General features: G+C 63.4%; 23 protein-coding genes and 1 riboswitch. Of the genes, 7 read left to right on the top strand and 16 right to left on the bottom strand.

All coding sequences use genetic code 11. The features are described from left to right. Positions 1–3: 3 nt before the first annotated feature. A complete protein-coding gene (locus I1A62_RS00245) occupies positions 4–873 on the bottom strand; it encodes a hypothetical protein (protein ID WP_219453436.1) in 870 nt (289 codons plus the stop codon). A 125-nt stretch (positions 874–998) separates the two neighbouring features. Beyond that, positions 999–1,547: a recombinase family protein gene (locus I1A62_RS00240; RefSeq protein ID WP_219453435.1), complete on the bottom strand. Its 549-nt coding sequence runs from the start codon at positions 1,545–1,547 to the stop codon at positions 999–1,001. 191 nt (positions 1,548–1,738) lie between these two features. Here I1A62_RS00240 and I1A62_RS00235 point away from each other — a divergent pair, with 191 nt between their 5' ends. Further along, entirely contained in the window at positions 1,739–2,254 is a 516-nt protein-coding gene (locus I1A62_RS00235; protein WP_219453434.1) for a hypothetical protein, read from the top strand. Next, entirely contained in the window at positions 2,143–3,192 is a 1,050-nt protein-coding gene (locus I1A62_RS00230; protein WP_257890312.1) for a HEPN domain-containing protein, read from the top strand. The genes I1A62_RS00235 and I1A62_RS00230 overlap by 112 nt, the downstream gene beginning before the upstream one ends. Before the next feature lie 76 nt (positions 3,193–3,268). Here the strand turns inward: I1A62_RS00230 and I1A62_RS00225 are convergent, their stop codons facing one another. The 8 genes from I1A62_RS00225 to I1A62_RS00190 form a co-directional block, all read right to left on the bottom strand. Further along, positions 3,269–5,221, bottom strand: coding sequence for a hypothetical protein (locus I1A62_RS00225; RefSeq protein WP_219453433.1), 1,953 nt, complete (start codon positions 5,219–5,221; stop codon positions 3,269–3,271). A gap of 83 nt (positions 5,222–5,304) precedes the next feature. Continuing rightward, positions 5,305–5,496 carry a hypothetical protein gene (locus tag I1A62_RS00220; protein WP_219453432.1) on the bottom strand — a complete coding sequence of 64 codons (192 nt, stop codon included), beginning with the start codon at positions 5,494–5,496 and terminating at the stop codon, positions 5,305–5,307. Between the two features lie 47 nt (positions 5,497–5,543). Then, positions 5,544–5,735, bottom strand: a complete 192-nt coding sequence (locus I1A62_RS00215; RefSeq protein WP_219453431.1) for a hypothetical protein — start codon at positions 5,733–5,735, stop codon at positions 5,544–5,546. Next, complete coding sequence (locus tag I1A62_RS00210; protein WP_219453430.1) at positions 5,732–6,289, bottom strand: DnaB-like helicase N-terminal domain-containing protein; 558 nt, start codon at positions 6,287–6,289, stop codon at positions 5,732–5,734. Before I1A62_RS00210 ends, I1A62_RS00215 begins: the two co-directional genes overlap by 4 nt. Before the next feature lie 38 nt (positions 6,290–6,327). After that, positions 6,328–6,555, bottom strand: a complete 228-nt coding sequence (gene nrdH / locus I1A62_RS00205; protein WP_219453429.1) for a glutaredoxin-like protein NrdH — start codon at positions 6,553–6,555, stop codon at positions 6,328–6,330. A gap of 583 nt (positions 6,556–7,138) precedes the next feature. After that, positions 7,139–8,644 (bottom strand): chromosome partitioning protein ParB, encoded by a 1,506-nt coding sequence (locus I1A62_RS00200; RefSeq protein ID WP_257890310.1) that lies wholly within the window; start codon positions 8,642–8,644, stop codon positions 7,139–7,141. 178 nt (positions 8,645–8,822) lie between these two features. After that, complete coding sequence (locus I1A62_RS00195; protein ID WP_219453428.1) at positions 8,823–9,260, bottom strand: hypothetical protein; 438 nt, start codon at positions 9,258–9,260, stop codon at positions 8,823–8,825. Between the two features lie 34 nt (positions 9,261–9,294). Next, positions 9,295–9,516, bottom strand: coding sequence for a hypothetical protein (locus I1A62_RS00190; protein WP_219453427.1), 222 nt, complete (start codon positions 9,514–9,516; stop codon positions 9,295–9,297). A gap of 861 nt (positions 9,517–10,377) precedes the next feature. On the opposite strand from I1A62_RS00190, the gene I1A62_RS00185 reads away from it, so the two are divergent. Then, a complete protein-coding gene (locus I1A62_RS00185) occupies positions 10,378–10,536 on the top strand; it encodes a hypothetical protein (protein ID WP_219453426.1) in 159 nt (52 codons plus the stop codon). Between the two features lie 113 nt (positions 10,537–10,649). On the opposite strand, the gene I1A62_RS00180 is transcribed toward I1A62_RS00185, so the two are convergent. Both I1A62_RS00180 and I1A62_RS00175 read right to left on the bottom strand, forming a co-directional pair. Then, entirely contained in the window at positions 10,650–10,976 is a 327-nt protein-coding gene (locus I1A62_RS00180; RefSeq protein WP_219453425.1) for a hypothetical protein, read from the bottom strand. Further along, complete coding sequence (locus I1A62_RS00175; RefSeq protein ID WP_172652821.1) at positions 10,973–11,263, bottom strand: hypothetical protein; 291 nt, start codon at positions 11,261–11,263, stop codon at positions 10,973–10,975. Before I1A62_RS00175 ends, I1A62_RS00180 begins: the two co-directional genes overlap by 4 nt. Before the next feature lie 529 nt (positions 11,264–11,792). Here I1A62_RS00175 and I1A62_RS00170 point away from each other — a divergent pair. Continuing rightward, positions 11,793–12,893 carry an IS630 family transposase gene (locus I1A62_RS00170; protein ID WP_219453424.1) on the top strand — a complete coding sequence of 367 codons (1,101 nt, stop codon included), beginning with the start codon at positions 11,793–11,795 and terminating at the stop codon, positions 12,891–12,893. A 59-nt stretch (positions 12,894–12,952) separates the two neighbouring features. Further along, positions 12,953–13,534 (top strand): DUF3800 domain-containing protein, encoded by a 582-nt coding sequence (locus tag I1A62_RS45535; protein ID WP_257890309.1) that lies wholly within the window; start codon positions 12,953–12,955, stop codon positions 13,532–13,534. A 629-nt stretch (positions 13,535–14,163) separates the two neighbouring features. Here the strand turns inward: I1A62_RS45535 and I1A62_RS00160 are convergent. Next, a complete protein-coding gene (locus I1A62_RS00160) occupies positions 14,164–15,120 on the bottom strand; it encodes a hypothetical protein (RefSeq protein ID WP_257226456.1) in 957 nt (318 codons plus the stop codon). Between the two features lie 220 nt (positions 15,121–15,340). Between I1A62_RS00160 and I1A62_RS00155 the strand changes: the two genes are divergently transcribed. Beyond that, positions 15,341–15,763, top strand: a complete 423-nt coding sequence (locus tag I1A62_RS00155; protein WP_219453423.1) for a hypothetical protein — start codon at positions 15,341–15,343, stop codon at positions 15,761–15,763. A gap of 870 nt (positions 15,764–16,633) precedes the next feature. After that, on the top strand, positions 16,634–18,004 hold the full coding sequence (locus I1A62_RS46950; protein ID WP_374710657.1) for an HNH endonuclease: 1,371 nt from the start codon (positions 16,634–16,636) through the stop codon (positions 18,002–18,004). A 552-nt stretch (positions 18,005–18,556) separates the two neighbouring features. On the opposite strand, the gene I1A62_RS00145 is transcribed toward I1A62_RS46950, so the two are convergent. From I1A62_RS00145 to I1A62_RS45530, 3 genes are all read right to left on the bottom strand, one after another. Continuing rightward, a complete protein-coding gene (locus tag I1A62_RS00145) occupies positions 18,557–19,162 on the bottom strand; it encodes a transglycosylase family protein (RefSeq protein WP_219453422.1) in 606 nt (201 codons plus the stop codon). 8 nt (positions 19,163–19,170) lie between these two features. Then, positions 19,171–19,384: riboswitch (cyclic di-AMP (ydaO/yuaA leader) on the bottom strand. Positions 19,385–19,729: 345 nt separating this feature from the next. Then, a complete protein-coding gene (locus I1A62_RS00140) occupies positions 19,730–20,134 on the bottom strand; it encodes a DUF4232 domain-containing protein (RefSeq protein ID WP_219453421.1) in 405 nt (134 codons plus the stop codon). 404 nt (positions 20,135–20,538) lie between these two features. After that, positions 20,539–21,351: a glycoside hydrolase family 25 protein gene (locus I1A62_RS45530; RefSeq protein ID WP_257890308.1), complete on the bottom strand. Its 813-nt coding sequence runs from the start codon at positions 21,349–21,351 to the stop codon at positions 20,539–20,541. Between the last annotated feature and the right edge of the window lie 45 nt (positions 21,352–21,396).

The following is a 21,396-nucleotide window of genomic DNA, read 5'->3' as shown; positions in this document are numbered from 1 at the left end:
TGGCTAGTTCGCTTCGGAACGTCGGAGCATGGATTTCGACAACCAGCCCACCAAAGTTGATGAGAGAAGGACCGCCGCTTGAGCCTCATCAGCTGAGACATCCTCGTAGTCCGCCCGCCCGTGACGATCAGACTGACTGTGCCATAGAAGCTGCATGGCCGACACGACATGCTCCACGGGCGAGACGAACTTGGAGCCCTTCATCGAAAACTCCCACTTGTCCGGAGCGTTTCGGAGCACATTGATGTCTTTACCGAGAGTGGCATTCGCGTCTTTCGGTGAGATCAGGGGGCATGAGAGTACTTCAACAGCCCGCACCGCGTCGTAGTAGGCGTGACTCGGACTCTGATCGATTCCGAAGGCACGCTCCCAGGCTGCTCTCAACAGTGAGCTTGCCTGATCTGCCGCGGACATGACTTCTTCGACGATGTCGACGACGCCGCCCGGCATTACCTCCACTAGACCGTATCGTTCCTTACGTAGGCCTACCTGCCACCCGGCCCCACTCGCCGCTAGGATCGTCTGCAGCTCCTCGACTCGTTGGGGTCTCGTGCCGAGGCGCGACGGTGTGATCTCGCTGAGCATGAAATCGACCAAGTAGGCGCGGACAGTCTGATCCAGACCCCGAAGTACCTGGAGAACTTGATCTACATCGGTCAGACCAACATTCATAAATCCGAGGTCCTGACGTGCCGCGGTCTGGAATCGCAGAAAGACAGTCACATCCATGAATTCATGGCCATACATGTCTCTGGTGAGCCAGCGGTGAATGGATTCGTTTGCAGCGTTGGGGATTCCACGCTCGATAGTCAAGAATTGTTCAAGCTCAGATTCGTCGAGACCTGGAGGTGTCCACACATAATCACTGCTCACAACGGTGCTTTCCTGTCTTCTTGGCGGCACTCTAGGTATCGATACAGGGTGGTGCCAGGCCATAATTGTCACTCATCACACTGAAGCAGCGGGTGATTCATTGGTCAGTTCCGCGTCCGCGAGGGTCACTTCAGATGCCGGTACAGCGTCGTACGCCCCACTCCGAGGATCTCCGCGATGTCGACGAGCGGCATTCCGTTCTCGCGCATCTTGTGAGCCTGCCGGATCTTGTTAGCGGTCATCTTCGGTGGCCGGCCGCCGATTCGGCCCCGCGCTCGGGCGGCGGCGAGGCCGACCTCGGTGCGTTCCCGAATTAAGTTCCTTTCGAACTCGGCGAGCGCACCGAAGATCGAGAAGATCAGCTTGCCCCCGGAGGTGGTGGTGTCGATCGACTCGGTGAGTGAGCGGAATCCGATACCGCGCCCGTCAAGGTCCTCCACCGTCTGCAACAGGTGCGGCAGCGAACGGCCGAGCCGGTCTAGCCGCCATACGACCAGGGTGTCTCCTTCCCGCAGGTGCGAAAGGAGATCGTTGAGCTGAGGACGTGACGTTGTCGCGCCGCTCGCGGTATCTGTCCACACCCGAGAACAGCCGGCCGCGCTGAGAGCGTCTCTCTGCGAATCTGCGGTCTGCTCGGCGGTCGAGACCCTCGCGTAGCCCAATAGTTCGTTCACGAGCCAGGAGTGTTCCACAACTCACCGACAAGCGAACTTGTGAAACATCGGTTTGCGACACGGGTTTCGGAACACAACCGCCCCCTGGTCGGCCCGTGGAGTCGGGGATGTTCCGAAAACGTTCGTTTATGAACCACTCCGACATTGAGTGTCCTTGCACCGCCCATGCACGGGCCTGGTTCCGATCCGGTATGACTAACACCGTGACAAAGGCTTTCAAGGGTGACTGGTGGCATCCATCCAACCCAGACAAGGTTGTCCACGGCACGCTCACGATCGGATCGCCGCGTGGACCGCTACTTGAACTCGACGGGATGCTCGCAGAACGCGGCTCCCATCCTTGGCCTGACACAGTCGAGCGATTCGCTCCTGCGATCCATGGGCACGCCGACGGAAACTATGTCACCATATTTGAGGCTTACGCTCCACGAACAATAATGAAACATGGCGTGCTTCCAAGCGAGGAACAAGACCTACGCAGCGAAGCTGGCGCACTCATTGGCGGAAATCGCCACCTAACGAGTATCGATGAGCCGATTTTCCGCGTTTTGGAAGTGGAGCTTGACTACTTGACGTTTTGGTCCAACATGAGCGAATCCGAGTACGAAGAGTCGAGTACGAAAATGGAAACCCCGGTGAAATTACCATCACAACAAAGGACTCCCCGCCTATTTCAGGTCGCGCGGGAGAGTTTACTATCGAGCTGAAGAAGTATGTTGGATTTACGCACCAAGCAAGATATCTAGGATCAATCGAGTCCAAGATAAAAGAGCGCACAGTGGTACGCATAATTAGCGACGATAAACGCCCAGCGAAGGATTTCCTGACACCGCAGCGAACAATTCAGAATCTCATTACACACGCGACGCGAAAGCCATGCACCGTTAGATCCGCGAGACTACATGAGAGCTTGGAACGGGGTCTGCACTACACGTGGTACCGATTCGATACGCCTCCAAGCGAGGAACGCATCGACGGTAAATCCAGCTACAGTAGGCTTTTTCATGCTGGTGACATCGACTTTCCCGATCTTATCGATCGTTGGCACAACCTCACGGGAGTTCTTCATGGCGCGCTCGACATGCTCCTGGGGATTGAACATGAGCCGAGCGGGTATTACGAGAACAAACTCTTCAATTCCGCATCCGCACTTGAGGCATTCCACCGCGAATTCTTCCCCGACTCGACCGACATAGATAGGGCTGAATTCGATCGAGTTCGATTATTAATCAAGAATGCGTTACCGAAGTCCGACCGAGACGTCCTAAAGCGATTTAACAACAATCCTGGTTATGTGAAACGCTGCGAAGAGATCGCGCAAATTCCTGATGAGCAAGCCGTCCATCTATTGCTGGGAGATACGCGCCAGTGGGCAACTTGGCTCAAGAATGCTCGCAATGACCTGGCGCATAATAACCCTCCAGAACAAAGCAAGGTGCCCTACGCAGTATGGTATTACCTGGCCCCGGTCACAATCGCGTTGCTCCATCTTGTGCTGATGGAGAAACTAGGCCTGCCGCCTGATGCGCAACGCAGGGCAGTAGAAAGAGGAGCTCTCGAAATTGCGGCGTATGGGTATAAGGCTGCAAAACGCAGGCTCGTGGCTGACAAATCTCTCATCCGGGTACCAGACAACGCATCCTGAATGGTCCGTCGCCTTAAGGCTAAGGGCCTGCGCCGGTGATTCCTGGCTACCCCGAGGCGTCCTTCCTGGTACGCCCCTATCCCGCAGTGTTGGGTGTCAGTGCTAGTCGCTCAGACCGACGAGCATCGATCGCAGCTGTGAGTTTCCGCTGAGCCGCGAACATCCTTGTCGGGATTGGACGTTGAATTCCATTTCCGTCCAGAAAGTCTTGCAGCGAGAGAGGCGATTTTCCTGTGAGCATTCCCACCATGGATTGGTGCCGCCACCCACCGAGAAGATCGCGGATATCGCGGCTGTCTGAACCGTAATACTCGGCTATCCCTTCGATGAGCTCCAGGTCGGGCAAGGTGAGGATTGTCGGGTTGTAGATCTTCCGTGTCAGGGCAAGATCGGCGAAAACATTCCGCGTCCGCTGTTGCAGGTCATACTCGGTGGAACCGAGGTTGGGTACACCGTTGACGGGGACGATGACGATGGGTACGAACTGCGTGTTGTTCGTCACTCCGAAGTCGCCACGGTGCCGTAGCTGACGGATCGTTTTGGCGATCTGATCGCACTTCTTGACTAATGAGGCGTCAGCATCGGCCGAGTACTCCTCGACTGTCCCCAGACCTTGTGCAAGTTTGAAGTTGAGGTGATGATTCGTTGCATCCATCACGAAACACGCCTGGCCGGACGGAATAACGAAATCGCAGACGGACGGCGTCTGTCCTGCTCGTTCGGTCCAGCTGGATTGCATCTCAGGCTCACGAATCAGTCGCGACATGGAGGGACTCGCCGCGATGATGCCCTCAAGCACATCAGCAGCAGCCCGCTCGAACATGTCGTTCATCGCCAGGCTGAATGCTTCGGCAATCGAGCCCGCATCTGCAGGTCCCAAGTGGAAGAAGGTCTGCCAGTACAGCTGGGAGCCGAAGAACCGGTCGATCGCCCACTGATACCGAAGCAGCAGCACGTTGCCGTTGTCCGAAATAACGAACGGGCACTGGGTCATGACGTATCGCTGATCGGCAATTTCTCCGCGCCGACGGTCCGCAGCGAGACGCTTCTTAAACTCCTTGAGCGGTAGCGCCATGTGATCGAACAGTAAAGCGACTGCCGCCGCGCTCGCGCCCGCGGTTATTAGATCGGTCTTGCTGTACTCAAGTTCGCCAACTGCGGCTCGTTCAACGACGATACTGCCAAGAACCAAGACCTCGATCAATTCGACACCGTTAGCGGTATTGAAGCATTCCGCCGGCGATGCCCCAAGCCTGGAATCTGTTACTCGGTCGGGCCAAGGGGAAAACCACATGTTGTGGGTATCGGCCTGCAGAGTCTCAAGTTTGAGAGGGGCGTTACTTTGAAGGTTGGCGATCTCGTCAAGCATGATCTGCCGAAACATCGCAAGCGACTGCTCAAGGTTCAAACTTGCGGTCATATCTGAGATTCGGGTGATTGCGTCGGCGTCGAGCGTACCGTCCGTGCTGAACTCACCCTGAAGATGCTCAGTGTTGATCGACACGATTAGCTGCAGAATCACTGCCAGCGGGATAGGAGTCACATCAGGGTTCGGTGCCGACACCTCGAGTGCTTCACGGAACAACTGGGTAACTGACCGAGAAGGAATCAGCCGACCATTGGTTCGTATCTTGGCCGTCGCTGCCGCGGACCAAGGCATGTCCGCCTCGTCAAGCAACGTGCGTTCGACCGTGCTCTGAGTCCAGTTGGTGGTCGTTGCTACATCGAGGCGGGACTGGATCGCGGCGACCGCACGAACGGTCGCTTCACCGTCAAAATTCGCTAGTACGGCTTTGCGTTCGGATTCCTCAAGTGGCTCGATTCCAACGTCAGCACACACCACGGGGGTAACCAGCTTCGCCAACTCACGTTCGACTTGGTCACGATCGAGCGATGGTGCAGTAGGTTGTTGTCCACCGGCAAAGGACGCCGCCACCTTCTTCTTGGGCGGGCGATTCTGATTGCGCCGTCCCGGCTTACGACTCAACGGACCACAGCTCTTCCCCCCGTACTGCGATGCCTGGCGCATCCCTACTTTCCAGCTTAAACCTGTATTGGCTGTCCCCGCGGATCGGGTACTCGGTGTGTCGAAGCCTATGCATGCCCCAAGGTTCATGACGGATCTTTCGTGCGGATCCCGTTGTCTGCATTGTCCATATCGCTGAAGGTGTGGAGGGCGAGAGCTCGGATGAAGGTGTCGAGGATGGTGGTTTCGGTGGTGTCGAGGGCGAGTTCACTATCGCCGGGGTGCTGTCCGTGGTGATCGATGCTCATGTGCAGTCCTGGGAAGTAGTCGGTGGACATGGCGCTGTGGTGTGGGTGTGGTGGTGGTGAGTGTGCCGTGGGTTCTGTCAGAACAGGCTGATCTGGTCCTCGTCGGCGGCGGCGTCGGTGCGCTGCTGGTAGGCGGTGGCGAAGGCGCGGGCGGCGGATTCGGTGCAGCCGATCTCGCGGCCGACCTGCGCCCAGGACTGTCCGCTCTGGTGCAGGTGCCAGGCGTCGCGTTCGTCGTCGGTGGTCGGGTTGGCGGCGTGGATGGTCATTGGTCTGCTCCTCGGAGGTTGTCGAGACGCTGGGTGGCGGTGCGTTGTTGGCGGCCGAGAGCGACCATGTGCTCGAAGAGTTGGTCTTCGGGGAGTTGTTCGGCGGCTTGGGCGAGGGATTCGGCGGCGGCGCGGAAGCTGCGCCGGTAGGCCTGCGAGATGACGGCGCGGGTGTAGTGGTCGAGGGCGATGTGGTCGGCTCCGCGGGTGGTGATGTTCGCGAGGTGCCGGGATCGTTGGCGTCCGTGGTGGCCGGCGAACTTGCCGGTGCGTTCGAGGTCGGCGGCGACCATGGTGGGATCGTGCGGAACACCGGAGCGGACCAGACCGGCGACGACGGTGTAGAGCTCTCGGTGGATGGGCTGTTGGAAGTCGGCGGGGTCGAGTGCGGCGACGGCACGGTGGGCGGCGTCGGTGGGTGCCCACAGCAGTGCGCACAGGCACAGGACCTCGATGTCGGTGTGGGCGTCGATGCCGAGGTCGGTGGCCTCGATGGATTCTGCGGGTCCGGCGTCGGTGGCGTGGGTGTGGACCAGTTCGAGTGCTGCGGTCATGGCGGGTCGGTCCCTTCTGGGTGACACGGGAGGGTGTTTCAGGCCGCGGTCAGTCGGCGGATGCGGTCCGGGCGATATCCGGACCAGTGGTCGTCACCTGCGATGACGACGGGGGCTTGGAGGTAGCCGAGGGTGAGGAGGTGTTCGCGGGCGTGCAGGTCTTCGGTGATGTCGACGGTGGTGTAGTCGATTCCCGCCTTGTCGAGTGCGCGGTATGTCGCGTTGCACTGCATGCAGGCCGGTTTGGTGTAAATGGTGACCGTCATGATTTCCCCTCCGAGTATCATTTCCAGTGATTTCATTTTATCGAATATCGCCACTTATTCCAAGGCTTATGCGGTAATATTCCGCCTTTTATTTATGCAATGTTCTACGCGTCAATCTGCGTTTTATCTGCACTTCCGAATCTGCGGTCCGCTACCCCGAATCCGTGCAATCTTCGCTCATCACCGCAGGTGTACGCATTCTTGTCGTACTGGACGCGTTTCTGTCCGGTACACCGGAGCGTCAAGGGAAAGTGAAACAAATAGTAGATCAATAAAGGGAGTGCACGACCGCGGGCGAGTGTTTGTTTTGCATCCTTGATGTGGAGCGTGGTCCGGTAGAAGAATTTCGAGGATGGCAGGAAAGATCCCGTTTCGTTTCGTGGCGTATTTGCGTTTGTTTTTCGGGGCCGGCGGCCGGGTGCGCTTGGGGTGTGGCGCCCGTGGTGGCCGTTGCTCGGCCGCATCCCGTGCCCCGCTCGGGTAGGTGAGGGGCGTGGGTGGTCGCGCGGGATGCGGCCGACCGCTTTCGCGTTGACCGGCCCTGGGCCGGGGCGTTGGTGTTTCGCCCGGGCCCAGGTGGTGGTCAGTCGATGTCGATGGCGGTGGGGTCGAGTTGTCCGGCGATAGCTTTCTCGACGTCGGTCAGCTCGTGGCCGTTGGCGGCGAGCATGTCGAGGTAGGCGGCGGCCCCGCGCGGGCGGTTCCGCCAGCCGTCCTTGACCATGCGTCCTTCCATCGCGGCGACGACCAGGGCGAGGGTGAGCACGTGGGCGCGGGCTTCACTGCTCTTGTCGGCCAGCTCGGCGACGGCCTTGCCGGGGGTGAATCCGGTGAGTCCGAGCAGATCTCCCAGGTGATCTCCGGCGTGGTACTCACCGAGGAGCTGCGGGTCGGTGGCGAGGGTGGCGGTGACCCAGGCAGCGGCGTTCTTCGGCGGAGTCTTGCGGGCGAGCAAGGTGGTGCGCAGGAAGTCGCGGCGGACCGTGGTGGCGGCCTCTGCGGCTTTGTTCAACTCCCGCACCCGGCGGCGCTCCTGTTTCTGGGCCTCCTGTTGTTCGCGGTCGCGGCGGGCGGCCTCGATGGCCTGCGCATCGAGGTCGGCAGCATCGACATCGGGGTTGGTGCCATCGGTCTTGGCGGCGTGAATGGCGGCGGAGGTCTCGGTCAGCTCGAAACCGCTGCCCTCGAGGGTGGCTGGGTCGAGGAAGCCGTACTCGGGGACCCATACCGGGCGGGCCTCGACGGTGTTCGCGTGCCGGAAGCCTTCCTCGGGCTGGGCTTCGTCGTCGTCCTCGGTCGACCAGTCCACGGTCTCGCCGTCGACTTCCTCGCCGGTTTCCCGGTCGAAATAGGCTTCGTCCAGGTCGACCCACACTCCCCACAGTGCAGGGGTGGTGGTGTGTTCGGCGGTGACCGGCTCACCGGTGGTGGTGCGCAGGTCGTCGAGGGTGATGTGCTCGAGGATGCTGGGGCTCTCAGTGAGGATGGCGTAGCCGCGTTCGGCGTAGGGGGCTGCGGCTTCGGCGCGGGCGGCGCGTTCGTCCCGGTCTCGGCGTAGCCGTTCGGCGGTGGCACGGAAGTTCCAGCACTGCGGTGAGAGCAGTTCGGCGACGGCGTCCTCGTCTCCGGCGATGTCGAATTCGGCGACGACCTGGGCGCGCTCGAGCGAGAGTTGGCCCTGGTCGAGTCGCTCGCGGACGGTCTCGGATGCGCCGACGGCGGCGAGCGCCTTGACCTGTTCGCGGGGCAGCTGAATTGCCTTGGACACCTTGGTGATCGATGCGCCGAGGTCGAGCATCTGTGCGACACCGGCCGCGCGCTGCCCATCCGTGAGGTCGTTGCGGTGATCGTTCGCGACGATCTGCTGGGTGATCCGCTGGATGCCGCGTTCGGTGTCGTTGGTGGCGGTGTCCGGTGTGACCAGGGCGGGCAGGCTCGTCAGACCGGCGTCGCGGGCGGCGAGGGTGCGGCACTGGCCGGACTCGGATGGTGCCGTCTGCGTAGCGGACGGCCTTGATCGCTTGAAGTACACCGTGTTCGCGGATCGATTCGGTGAGTTCAGCGAGCTTGACCGGATCGACGGTGTCACGGGTGTTGGGTTCGATCTCGGCCTCGACCGGGTTCAGGTAAACCAGCTCCGCATGTGCGGCGGTAGCGATTTCGGTGGTGTTTGCGGTCATGGTGTTCTCTCTCCTAGGGTGAGAGGAGACACCGGGCAGGTATCAGCTGTCCGGTGTTTCCTTGTTCTCCGTGGGGCTTTGGTGGTGTCAGGCGGTCCTGAGCACCCGCGTCGGTGGGGTTGTGAACAGGTCGGTGTTGATCTGCGCGACCAGCTCGCGGGCGACCAGTTCGAGGATCGGTCGCGGGTTGGTCTCCCATCCGGCGAGGATGACGGCCCGGCCCCGGATCGGGGTGTCGGTGCCTGCGCCGTAGCGGGTGACGATCGCGCGGGCCGCGTCGTTCTCGGGCTGGCGGGGGTCGAAGCGGTGGTTGGCTCCGGCGAGCAGGCAGGCCACACCGGGGCGGCCGTTGCCGCCGATCGGGTAGGCGGCGAGGCGGTAGTCGCGGACGGTGTCCAGGGCCGCGCCGCGCCCATCGGCGATCCGGCGGCTGGTCCAGAAGTCGTCCACGCGCATGTCGGCGACCTGCAAGGTTCCGTCGGTTTCGATGGTGATGCCGGTGATGGTGTCGATGCTGCGGGTCATGGGATTTTCTCCTTCGGTGATGGGGGAGTGGGGTTCAGGCGGTGAGACCGAAATCGGCCGGGTTCACCGGCCGGTGGGCGGCGAGGATGCGCGGGTCGTCCGGTTCGAGGTCGAAGACCATGCCGAGAAGGACGGTGCGGGTGTCGGTATCGAGGTCGTCGAACCCCGGATCGGTGGGGATGGCGAGTTCGGCGTAGATCACGCGCGCGACGTCGAACGGGTCGAAGACGGAATCGAGAATGATGGTGTTGCTCAACGGAATGCCTCCCGTGCTCGGATCAGGCCACCTGCGGCGCCCTGATCGTTCTTTTTGCCCTGCTGGCAAGGGAGAGTCGGATCGGCGGTATCAGGACGGGGTGCAACCCCTGGGCCGGGAAAGTTTCCTGCGAGCGAAGCGAGTGCGGGTGGGAAAGTTTCTCGGAGCCTTGTGCCGGCGCTCGCGCCGCCAGGGGTTGTTCCCCGGCCGCCGTCGATCAGGATCGCCAAGGCCAGCAGGTCAAAAGAACGATGTTCTCTTTTTCAGGGCGGAGCGCAGCGCAGCTCGATGCAGGGGCCACCGGAGGTGGGCTCGCCCGGGCCGAAGGACCGCGGCCGTCGAAGGTGGGCGTCAGACTTCGGGTCCGGGCATTAAGGTGCCCCGACGTCGGGGGGTGACGCCGGGGCGAGGGTTCCGAGAACAATTTGGGGGGATTCCCGGAACGGCGGAAACAGTACACAGCGTCCCGGACATGCGATTGAGCGAATACGGCGGTCACACCTACTCGGGCGGGGTGTACCACCGATCCTGCTGCGGGCATGCGCCGTCACAGGGCGGAATGCGCACGGTCTGCCCGCAGGTGGAACACCAAAATGTGCGATGGCCGGCCGTGCCGGTGGCGGCGGCCGCCGAACAGCCGCAGACCTCCCAGCCGACAAGGCATTGGCCGGCAGTCAGGGGATGGCCTGAGGGGCACTGGGAGGGCGCGGCCTCGAACTTCATAAGGACGATAGTCGCACAGGTGTTCGAATTGCGGTAACCTCGTTGCTGCCCCGGCGCAGAGGGAAGCTCGCCGAGGCACACCACTTTTGCCGCCGATGGCCTGCAGTTTTCGGCGGATGGCACTGGAGGAGTGGGCACGTGACGATCGGCGAGACGGTGATGTTGCATCCGCAGGGCATCTCGAAATTCAAGATCATCTCCATCGAGGACGGTGATGCCCTCATCGAGTCCTTGGTGGACAGCCCCGGCACCTACCCGTTCCGGGTCCAGCTGAAGTTCCTCGTGCCCGCGACCTGAGCCGCTCTGCCCGCGGTATGACGCCGCAGCGGGCTTCTCATACGTGATAGATGCAGAACGGCCCCTGTGGGACTCTCCAGGGCCGTTCTGGTGTCTCTACGGTTGTGACCTATCTACATGAGGGCGTGCCGGTCCCGGTCTTGGATGATCTGGTCTGCCAGTCGGTAGAGCGCCAGTTCGTCGGGGATGCCGACTTTGGTTGCGCGTTCGCGGGCCGCGAGGAACGCCTGGACCTGCTCGTCCCCTGATGTGCGGTCTCGGTTCAGGAACGCATGGCGTGCGTCGGCGAGGTCTTCGAGCGCCCACCACTGGAAGCGGTCGAGACCGGCGGCGATCTCGGCGATCCGCGCCCGCTCCGACTGGCGGGTGCGCCAGCGGTCCGCCAGGTCGGAACCCCCGAGCAGGAGACCGAGAATGACGGCGCAGACCGCGGTGATCACTGCGCGTCCCGGCGCGCGGCCGCAGACATTGCCGGCTCCCGGGTGACGGATTTTGCCGGCTCTCGGGTGACGGAGACCAGGGCGACGGTCGCCGTGATCGCGGCCACGAGGATCAGTAGCAGCGGCAGCGAGAACTCGGACGTGAACGCTGCGGAGGCGGCCGTGGCCACGAAGGCGAGCACGGCGAGTACCCAGAGGGCGCGGGCCGCCACTGCCTGGCGTGTGAGGTGGGCGGCCGAACCGCCGACGACCAGCAGGGCGCCGATCCAGAGGGTCCAGGTGGTCATGGTGGTGCGGGTCCTCTCAGGCGGTCGGCGGCGTGAAGTCTCGTCACAGGGTGTCATGCCACGCTCTGGCGCATCCCGGGCCCTTCTCCGCGTGGCACCGACCCGGTGATGAAGTCCCAGGGCTGGTAGGCGCGGGCAGCGTTCTCCTTCGCGGCGTTCTTGGTCATCGGGGCGGTCCCATCACTACTCACGGGCGACGTCCCGCATCCGCCACCACGGTGGGTGACGGATCGGCTGTCGCATTTCCGGGGAACCTGACCCTCGAATGCCATCGGAATGGATGATGCGGCATCCATGGTGGCTCGGGTCAGTGGTTCGACAACCGGCTCGGACCACGGAGCCGACAGCGCCTGATGACACCCGGTAGCGGGAACGCGCTCCCGGTGACACGGAATCGGATCTAGTGAGCCATCATCAGGGCCATGCCAGCGCGCCTCGATCGCATGATCTACGTCGATGACTCGGGTCATCCGCAATCCGGACTAGTGGTCCGTCTGCGAATTAGTCGAGCGTTTTATATAGTCGACGCATGGTTGCAGCGGCGTTGTCGGTCAGTGACGAACAGCGGGCGGAGTTGAGGCGGATGGCGGCCTCGACGACACTGCCGCACCGGAAGGTGGTCCAGGCGCGGGCCTTGCTGTGGGCAGGCGACGGGGTGGCCAATGCCGAGATAGCCAGACGTTGCCAGGTGACTCCGGAAGCGGTGCGGCGCTGGCGCTCTCGTTTCACAGAAGAGGGAACTTCCGGGGTCGGGACGGTCGCGAAGGGGCGAGGCCGCAAACCGAGTTTGCCGGCGGGCACAGTCGAAGAGGTGCTGCGGTTGACCCATCAGGAGCGTCCGGCGGACGGCTCGACACACTGGAGCACCCGGACGATGGCCGCCCGCGTCGGGATCGGGAAGGACTCCGTCGCCAAGATCTGGGCTGATCACAATCTCAAGCCCTGGCGGGTCGCGACGTTCAAGATCAGCAACGATCCGCGATTCGAGGAGAAACTCGTCGATGTCGTTGGGCTGTACCTGAACCCGCCCGCGCGGGCGGTGGTGTTCTCGTTCGACGAGAAGACGCAATGCCAGGCGTTGGACCGCACCCAGCCGTCGCTGCCCATGAAGCCAGGACGCGCCGGGACGATGACCCACGACTACAAGCGCAACGGCACCATCGATCTGTTCGCGGCGATGAACGTCGGCACCGGGGAGGTCCTCACAGACCTCCGCAAGGGCCACGCCGGAGCCGATGTGCTGCGGTTCTTCAAGCAGATCGACGCCAGCGTCCCGCGCTCGCTCGACGTTCACGTCGTGCTCGACAACCTGTCCGCGCACTCGACCCCGGAGATCAAAGCGTGGTTGGCGCACAAGAACCGTCGCCGGTGGCACCTGCATTACACCCCAACGTCGAGTTCCTGGCTGAACCTGATCGAACGCTGGTTCAAAGAACTGACCGACAAGCGGCTGCGCCGCGGCGTCTTCACCAGCGTCACCGACCTTGCCGACGCGATCACCACGTGGGCACAACACTGGAACGAGGAACCCAAACCCTTCGTGTGGAAAGCGACCGCGGAAGACATCATCGCCAAAGTCCAACGCGGCCGCACCGCCCTCCACAAGATCAAATCGCAGACAGACCACTAGCAGTGTACGGATGGATCGAGTTCAGCCCGGACCGTTGGCGATCGGTTCTTCGTAGCTGGTTGGACACCCGCAAGCTCCTCTGGCGCGAGTTCGGCATCCCGATCACCACCGAGCTGCACACCACCGATTACGCGAACGGGCGTGGCCGCATCTCCAAACGTATCCCCGAGCGGCACATCCACGACGGCCGCGAATACTGGAAAGACTTCGGCCGCGAAGTCGCACACCAGTGCTTGGAGACCCTGCGGTGCACCGAAGGATTGACCCTCGGCGCGGTGTACCGATGGGGGAAACCCGATGACCTTGCACGAACCAAGAGGGAGCTGTATGCAGACCTCGTCAGCCGTGTCGAGTGTGAGCTGGCCGCAACCGATTCGCTGGGTCTGATCTTCATGGATGGCGATGGCAGCGACAGCTCCTACCGGACAACCCACCGGGGTCTTGCCTTGGCAGAGCGCCGCGTCATCGAGGATGCCATCCACATCGACTCCTCGGGATCGCAACTGGTCCAAATGGCGGATCTCGTTGCCTGGTCCGCCAACGTTGCGGTGGACCACCATCCGAAGAATGAGTTTGCTGCTCAGTGGTACAGCGACTACTTGTCGGAGCGCGATCCGAAGCGGCGACCACAGGAAATGTAGACCCTAGAAACAGCTAGACCCCCTGCTCCACAGGTGTGGGGGGGTCTGCAACAGCAAGATTACGCTGCTGATCCACATGGAGCAAACCGGCGCGACAACCTGTGGGCAATTCCCGACGCCCCTCGTGACCACCTGTTCCGGACTGAGGCGCCGGTTCCACTTCCCGCTCCTCGGACGCACCTGGTGTGAGCATGGACCCTGGCAGGACGGTGCGTCTCACCAAAATACTCAAAAATACTGGTGCACAACAACTTCGACCAAATACTCAACACCACTGAAGCTGACTGAATCCAAGACCGCGAGCAGCCTCACCCGGCCGAAGCTGCCCGCCAGGTCCGGGCTCATGAGCGGCGCCGCAGCTGTGAGCCGAGCTCGAAGGCCCAGTCGAGGACATCGTAGAGTTCAACATCCGTTGCGTGAGCTGCGTGAAGCAACGCACGCTCACGAAAGTTGTTCATCCTTCATCGTGCCGAGCTCCCGCGTGCTCAATTGCGCTGGCTGGTCGTCGAGCACCCCACCACTCGAAGCGAGCGACACACCGTCCGCCATTTCGGCCCCATTCGAGCCCGCTCCGACCGGTCCCTGCGTTACCGGTCCGCCAGGGCCGATCCCAGCGGCCGGGCGTGGGTTCAGGTGCCGGCGCCGCGGCCACCCGGTTGCCGCCGTAGTTCCTCGATCGTCTGCTCCGCGGCGCGCAGTGCGGTGGTCAGCGCGTCGACACGGTCGGCGGCCGATTGCCGGACCTCGGCCAGTTGCGCGACGTGATCGGCGCGCACCTGATCGCGGTCCGTACGGGCCTCGGTGCGTAGGTCGGCGAGTTCGCCGCGCAGGCGGTCCACGTTCTCGCGGCTTTCCGCCGCGGCGGCCTGCGCTGTGGCGGTCTGTGTCTCGGCGCGGGTCTGGGCGAGCCGAGCCTCGGCCTCGGCGGCCGCGATCCGCTCCTCGGCGTCGGCCCGGATGCGCTCGAGTTCCGCGCGTGCCTCACGCTCCCGGTTTGCCGCGTCCTCCACGGCGGCAGCGGCCTCGGCCTGAATCCGCGCCAGCTCCGCGTAGGCGTCCTCCGCGGCGGCGTCGGCCTCCTCCCGGGCCTGCTGATGTGCACGCGCCCGGGCCTCGGCGTCCCGGCGGCGACGTTCCTCCTCGCCCCGCAACCGTTCCGCTTCGGCTACTTTCGCGAGCGCCTCGGCGTGGGCCTGATCGACCTCCGCGGCGACGGCCTCGACATCGGTCACCGAGGCGATCGTCTCGGTCATGGTCTCGAGGAAACCGCGGAGCTCCGCCAGCCGGTTCGGCAGCTCCTCGAGCTGCACACCGAGGGTGGCCCGGGCCATCGACACCGGCGCCGTCACCCCACCCTCATCTCCCGCTGCCGGCGGTTCGGCCTGCCCCGCGCCGACGGTCGCGAGCCGTCGGCGCTCCTTCCACGCGTTGCCCTTGTTGTGCACCGGGCCACCGGGATCGGCCTGCCCGCAGTACTTGGACGGCCTTCCCGTCTTCGGATCGTCCAGGCTGGGTCGGCTGCACCCGCCGGGGAACTCGCACCGTCCCTGGCGATCGCCCGGGCCGTCGATGTCGTTGCTCGTCACCGCACCGAGTCTACTCGTTTAGGAGCTTTCGTATCCATAGTTCCGTTTAGTTTCGTTTTTTTTGGATACGTAACTTAAGATACTTAGCTCGACTTCCGGTCGATGAGGTCGCCGAGGCTCTGTAGAACCGGCCGATGAAGGGACAGAATGTCGTCGACCTATGCCGCTCACATCGTGACCAGCGACGCCGTCGCCCCTCGGCGATCCCGAGATCCTCGTGATGACCGCTCCGGACGAACCTGGCCTCATCGCCAGCTATCCCCTGGCCGCCGACGAGGCCCCGGAGGACGTCCTGGCGGCGAACGGGTGGCGGGTCACCAGCGGCGACACTCCCGCGGTCGAGAAGGGCTACAGGATCGTGGATGTCGAGGCCCGCCGAATGGGAGCAGATCGTCAAACACGTGACATTCGCCAAGGCAGGCCGAGATTGAGGCCGGGCCGGCAGGACCTGGCGTGGCGTACCGCACTCCGGGATGCGATGCACAACGGCGGTTCAGCTACACGACTCGCAGCAGCGGCAGGAGTAAGTCGAGAGCGGATGGTCGCCGCTGAGTTCCCCCTAGAAGACACTGCACTCGCGGAGGAAGCACTGGCACTGCAACGGACCTGTGTCCCCCGATCGGGCGACAACGAACTGGTCTAGTCAGCGGACAGACACCCTCTGTCGTACGCAGGATAGTTATCGCATACCGGGAACACCGGAAGCGAAACTCCAAAAGTCGACTGGAGCAGGAAATTACAACGTGAACATGAACGGCGCGCAGCCGCTGAACGTCATCGAAGAACTCAACCGCAAAGTCGCTCGCCGCCGTCGCATCATCCGTTGGACCGCTATTCCAATTGCTGTGCTCGGAGCTGCCGGAGTCCTCTTCGGCGCTGCTGGGGCCTCCGAAGCAGGACCGCTCCCCACTAGCGGACCCACCTTTGCGATGACGAGCCACAACCCCGACTGGTCGAACGTGCCGGACCCCACAAGAAGGGACAGGCCAACACCGTATGACAGGACATGATCCCCACTTCCCACTGACCGCCCGGGATCCCGCGAACCCGACTTCTGAGACTGACACGGAATCCACCAACAAGCCGCGCTCACATGGCGTCACTACCTTGCGATTAAAGGTGTCAATATAGCGTCGCGCGACCGATGCCTAGAACTGCAGCGATCTCAGTTTTCAGGGTTCCCGCCTCGACCCAGAACCGATCCGGCCGCAGACACGCCCGCCGCAGATTCTCAGCAATCATTCGAATCCGAACGACGCACAAACTTTCAATGAGAATCCGAATTCTTCAACGAGAAGCTACACCGAACGAGAAGAAGGGGAATGTCCTGACTCAGTGAAGGTGGCAACGACTCAGTGAATCTGGCGAGCGCGGTCGATCATCTGACGGACGGCTCAGCGAACCTGGCGAATCCGAGGTGCTCACCCATGTTTGCGACTCGATGGAAGGTCGCGGCGTCTCGTCTTGAGGTTGCTATTGTCGGAGCTGGTCATGCAGAGGACGGGGTGATGAGATGCCAGGCAGAGTCTGCGTCACCGAGGGATGCGGAAAGACCGCGGCAGGAACCAATCTCAAGTGCACCCGCTGTCGCAGTATCACGCGTGACTGCGTCGAATGTGGTCGAACGTTCAAGGGGCCGCAGCGCAAGTGTCAGCCGTGCAGTCGCGTTACTCGGGTATGCACCGAGTGCGGCAGGACGTTCAGCGGCAGCACCCGTAAGTGCACGCCGTGCCGAGCTACCCCACGGGTGTGCCAGGGCTGCGGCGAGACTTTCAAAGGACAGACCAGCAAGTGCGTGCCGTGCCGAGCTACCGAACGCGAGTGCATCGAATGCGGCGATACCTTCAGCGGCAGCACGCGCAAGTGCCGCCGATGCCAGGTCGTTGAACGCCAGTGCATCGGGTGCGGAAAGACCTTCAACGGAACCAACCGCACCTGCGACTCCTGCAGGATGGTTGAACGGCCCTGCCTCGTCTGCGGCAAACCTTTCAAAGCCAATAACCGCACGTGCAACTCGTGTCGGGCTACCGAACGCGGCTGCATCGAGTGCGGGAAGACATTTACAGGCACGGCCGACAAGTGCGCCTGGTGCTACGCCTCCGAACGTGAGTGCACCAACTGCGGTAAACCGTTCAAGGGCACCAACTCCCAATGCAGCTCGTGCTCGGTCACCGAACGGGTCTGCGCCGGGTGCGGCAAAATCTTCATAGGCCGGAAGCTCAAGTGCGACCTCTGCCGATACACCGAGCGTGAGTGCATCGACTGCGGCAAGACCTTCATGGGTAGGCAAAGCACGTGCCGTTCCTGTTCGAACGTCGAACGAGAGTGCATCGACTGCGGCAAGACATTCAACGGCACTACCTCGAAATGCGGACCATGTTCGAACGTCGAACGAGAGTGCATCGACTGCGGCGAAATGTTCATCGGCCGGCAGAGGAAGTGTGGCTTTTGTTACATCGTTGAACGAGTATGCATCAGATGTGGCGAGACATTTAATGGCAGCAGCACAATGTGCAGATCCTGCTACAGGTCGGCAATGCCGCCAGAGGAACGCGCCGCTCAAGACAGGAGAACCAACAACGCCCGGCGGGCTCGGAAGCTCGGCGCGGAGGTCGACGGTCCGGTACCCGCTGAGATGTACGCGGCGATCCGCAACAGCGGCCCATGTGTGTATTGCGGCGGTCCGAGCGCAGCGGTGGATCACGTCCGGCCATTGACGAAGGGCGGATGGGAACACGAAGACAATCTGGTTCCCGTCTGCAAGCCGTGCAACTCCTCCAAGGGTGCCAAATTGCTCACGGAATGGAAGGCGGACCGAGTCGCTCACGCCATCGCGCTGTCAGCGAAAGTCGCAGTCGAGTACGCCCGGCTCACCCGATTCTGAGTAGGCAGCTGCCTATCCCTGTCAGCCCGGCGACAGCACGTGCACCGGAAAATGCTTTGAAGTGCGGTTTTCCCGGAAGACGGTGCGGAAAGAGGAATTCTCGTCGCCGACCGCGCACAAACCGGAAGTAAGCCGCCACGAGGCACTGAGAGTTCATGAAGCGCGGCTGCTGTAGGTGGGAGTCGTCACGAAGATGTCAGTGCGACGACCTGCGGATTCGCCAATGTAGGTCAGTAGATCTCGCCACCGGCTGTCAGTAGGAGCCTGAAACCGCCGTGCGGACATGCTCGGGCCGCCACTTCACGTCTCCGCCGATCTGGCTGCGGTCGTGGCCGGACTCACCACTCCTAGTCGCACCGGGGCTTGTGACCGAACTGTCGTCGACCTGTGCGGGCGGGCTGTCCCCGTTCGGCGAGGACACCGAGTTCCCGCTGCCGGCGGACTCACTGCCGTACGCGCATCCGCACACCGTGATCAACCGCTGACCCGACGACAGAAGAGGGGCCCTGCACCGGATCGGTGCAGGGCCCCTCTTCTGTGAATCGCGGGGGATTACTGCGGGAGCAGTCCCTTGTTCGCGTCGATGAGCTGCAGGATCTGGGGATCGATCGCGATGCCCTGAGCCTTGACGGCCTCGATCGCGCTGTCGACGACACCGGCGTACTGCGAGGTGCCGACGTCGGCGTTCTGCGAGGTGCCGTTGGTGCTGGGGACGCCGCCCGTGAGGTCGGGGAGTGCCGGCGCCGCGGGGGCCTCGGGCACGGTTGCGGGGGCGGTGCGCTGGGTGGGTGCGCTGCTCAGGCCGAGGCTCGAGGAGCAGGACGGCCAAGCGCCCCAGCCCTGGGAGTCGAGGACCTTCTCGGCGACGACGATCTGCTCTTCACGCGAGGCCTGGTTGGCGGTGGCCGCGTACTGGGTTCCACCGTGTGCGTTCCAGGTGCTCGGGGAGAACTGGAGCCCGCCCTGGAAGCCGTTTCCGGTGTTGATTCCCCAGTTTCCGCCGGACTCGCACTGCGCGAGGCGGTCCCAGTCGGAGTCGGGTGCCGCGTTCGCGGTGCCCGAGAAGGCTGCTCCGGCGACGCCCATGATGGCGCCGGTGACGGCGACCTTGGCGACGGTGCGGCCGGTGGTGGTGGGCTTGCGATGGCGTCCGCTCATAGTGGTCGAGATCCTCTCCACACGCGCCTGCGAGGTCAGCTGTCGGGTTCGGGCTGAGAGGTCGCCCGGCCTCGCCTCTCCTGGCTGGAGAGGGTCTGGCTTCACCCCAAGATCCGAGTGTGCGAGGCACATTCGGGCCGGTGTCCGTCTGAGAACTTGCGTTCCCTGGAGGACTTTGGGTCCCCCGTCCTCGTCCCTGGAATGCTTCGTCGGGACTCCGGTACCCGCGGGACGAGGCTTGGCGCGGCGGGCCGGATGTGGCCGATGTTTCCTCGGCCGGTGACGACGGTAACGGGCCGAGGCCGCAATGTCACCATTTGATAACGCGGAGTGTCTTCGCCTGCTGCGGGGCCTCATTGGACGCACAGAGACCCTTCCCAGCTAGTGGCGACGAGGCGCGGGTACCGCCGAGCCGTTGCCCTTCCGTTACCCAGTCGTTATGTGAGGAAGCTCACGTGAGTGCATCGACGATGTCCTTGCCGAGGGCGCTCGCCCGCCGCAGAGAGGTTGCACAGGGATCGATGATGGTCGGCGAGCACGTGCGGAGAGCGGATCGGCGCCCGACGATCATTGGCCTGTGGTGCCCGGTACCACCGGGCCCACCCGGAGCTGGGTAGTGACGGGTTCGGGTCGGCTGCAGGCGGTGCCCGGGCGCTCGAGATGGAGGGGGACTTCGTCTCCCGGCAGGTAGACGCGCAGGCCGGTTACCGCCACCGGACCACAGAGGTCTTCGTCGTAGTTGCGCACGTTCACCGCCACGACCAGTGCGGACGCCGGCTCGGCGACGCCCACCCGGACCGGTCCCGGTGGCCACTGCCCCTCGGGTACCGCGGAGGCACCGACGGGTTCGCCGTCGGTGCCGGTGACGTAGGAGACCCGGGGGAATCCGTCGAGCTCGCAGGTTCGTGCACTCGCAGCGGTAAAGATGATCGGAAACCCGATACTGCCGGCGGCGCTGGAACTTTGTCCCACCGTGGCAGTCACATCCGATGCCCGGCAGGGTTGCGGTACATCGGGTACGACCGCCGCCGCCGGTGCGGTTGGTGGGGACCCCGACGCCGAGTGCGGCTGGTCAGCCGATGGCGCAGCGGCGGTCGTTGTCGAACCGGAGTCGGGCGCGGTACACCCGACCCCCGCGAGGACGATCGCGGCGAGTAGCCAGGCAGCTCTCGCGGATTGTCGTGCCCCCTGTGGACCGTACGCCGGGTCGGTCCCCTCCACGAGGGCAGCCCCGCCCGCGTCCGGCGAATCTTCGCGTCGGACGGGGAGCGAGGGCCGGTGGGGTCCGTCCTCGGTGGCGAGGGGTGTCGCGGCGCCATCGGGTGCGTGAGCACACGAGCTTCTTCGCGTGGGGTTGCGGGGTGCGCCGTGTGTTTTCAGTACCCGGGGACCCCGAGTTGGTGGGCGAGTGCGGCGATGGCGTCGACGATCGACCGGTTCCCGAGCTGATTCCAGCCGTTGCCGTCCGGACCGCGGATCTGATCGAAGACGTCGCGGGCGCGGTCCGCGGTGCTGGCGGGCAGCGGGGCGGGCGCCGCCCCGGCCGGGGGTGGCACCATCCCGGGAACCCCTTGGTGCAGGCCGATCTCGGCGAGCGCGTCGACGACGGACCGGTTGTTCAGTTGTGGCCAGCCGGCACCGGCGGGGCCGAGGAGCTGCAGCCAGAAGTCGAGCACGCAGTCGTCGACGCTCAGTTCGCCGGGGGCGCCGCTGAACAGGGTTCGGAGGCCATCCAGGGTGCCCTCGTAGGCGTTGACGTCGACGAGTCGGCCGGCGACCTGCCCCTGGTCGGAGAACTGGAGGATCTCGACCGGGGCGCCGGGGGTGTAGTTGGCCCAGCCGGCGAATCCTTTGCCGGGGTAGATGACCGAGGCGTACCCGGACGCGGTGACGTAGTGCGAGTTCCACAGCGGGGGGAGATTGTTCAGCGGCGGGGATCCCATGTGGTCGCGCCAGTACCAGCGGGGCAGGTAGACGGCGCAGACCCGCAGGCCGGCCGAGTGGATGGCGTCGACCAGGGCGCGCAGGTTGGCGCCGCTACCACGGGCGTCGGGGTCCTCGTAGTCGAGCATGACCGGGATGCTGGGGTCGCCGAGGTGCGTTTTGAGGTTGGCGACCTGCGCGTTGATCGGGTCACCGTTGCGGGCGAAGTGGTAGCCGCAGAACATCCCGGGGAAGTGCTGTTGCATCAGGTCCCGGTTGCGGGGCCAGAAGGAGTCCTTGAAGAAGTCGCC

It is taken from the genome of Rhodococcus sp. USK10 (assembly GCF_019378875.1).
Taxonomy (GTDB): Bacteria; Actinomycetota; Actinomycetes; order Mycobacteriales; family Mycobacteriaceae; genus Rhodococcus_F; species Rhodococcus_F pseudokoreensis.
The sequence above is the reverse complement of the archived record's forward strand: the minus strand, read 5'-3'. Positions and strand labels throughout refer to the sequence as shown.

Excerpts from the sequence above, each read along its gene's own strand:
- I1A62_RS00235 (WP_219453434.1), top strand. The coding sequence starts at position 1,739 with ATGACTAACACCGTGACAAAGGCTTTCAAGGGTGACTGGTGGCATCCA.
- I1A62_RS00225 (WP_219453433.1), bottom strand. The coding sequence starts at position 5,221 with ATGCGCCAGGCATCGCAGTACGGGGGGAAGAGCTGTGGTCCGTTGAGT.
- I1A62_RS00220 (WP_219453432.1), bottom strand. The coding sequence starts at position 5,496 with ATGTCCACCGACTACTTCCCAGGACTGCACATGAGCATCGATCACCAC.
- I1A62_RS00215 (WP_219453431.1), bottom strand. The coding sequence starts at position 5,735 with ATGACCATCCACGCCGCCAACCCGACCACCGACGACGAACGCGACGCC.
- I1A62_RS00210 (WP_219453430.1), bottom strand. The coding sequence starts at position 6,289 with ATGACCGCAGCACTCGAACTGGTCCACACCCACGCCACCGACGCCGGA.
- nrdH (WP_219453429.1), bottom strand. The coding sequence starts at position 6,555 with ATGACGGTCACCATTTACACCAAACCGGCCTGCATGCAGTGCAACGCG.
- I1A62_RS00195 (WP_219453428.1), bottom strand. The coding sequence starts at position 9,260 with ATGACCCGCAGCATCGACACCATCACCGGCATCACCATCGAAACCGAC.
- I1A62_RS00175 (WP_172652821.1), bottom strand. The coding sequence starts at position 11,263 with ATGACCACCTGGACCCTCTGGATCGGCGCCCTGCTGGTCGTCGGCGGT.
- I1A62_RS00170 (WP_219453424.1), top strand. The coding sequence starts at position 11,793 with ATGGTTGCAGCGGCGTTGTCGGTCAGTGACGAACAGCGGGCGGAGTTG.
- I1A62_RS00155 (WP_219453423.1), top strand. The coding sequence starts at position 15,341 with ATGACCGCTCCGGACGAACCTGGCCTCATCGCCAGCTATCCCCTGGCC.
- I1A62_RS46950 (WP_374710657.1), top strand. The coding sequence starts at position 16,634 with ATGCCAGGCAGAGTCTGCGTCACCGAGGGATGCGGAAAGACCGCGGCA.
- I1A62_RS00145 (WP_219453422.1), bottom strand. The coding sequence starts at position 19,162 with ATGAGCGGACGCCATCGCAAGCCCACCACCACCGGCCGCACCGTCGCC.
- I1A62_RS45530 (WP_257890308.1), bottom strand. The coding sequence starts at position 21,351 with ATGCAACAGCACTTCCCCGGGATGTTCTGCGGCTACCACTTCGCCCGC.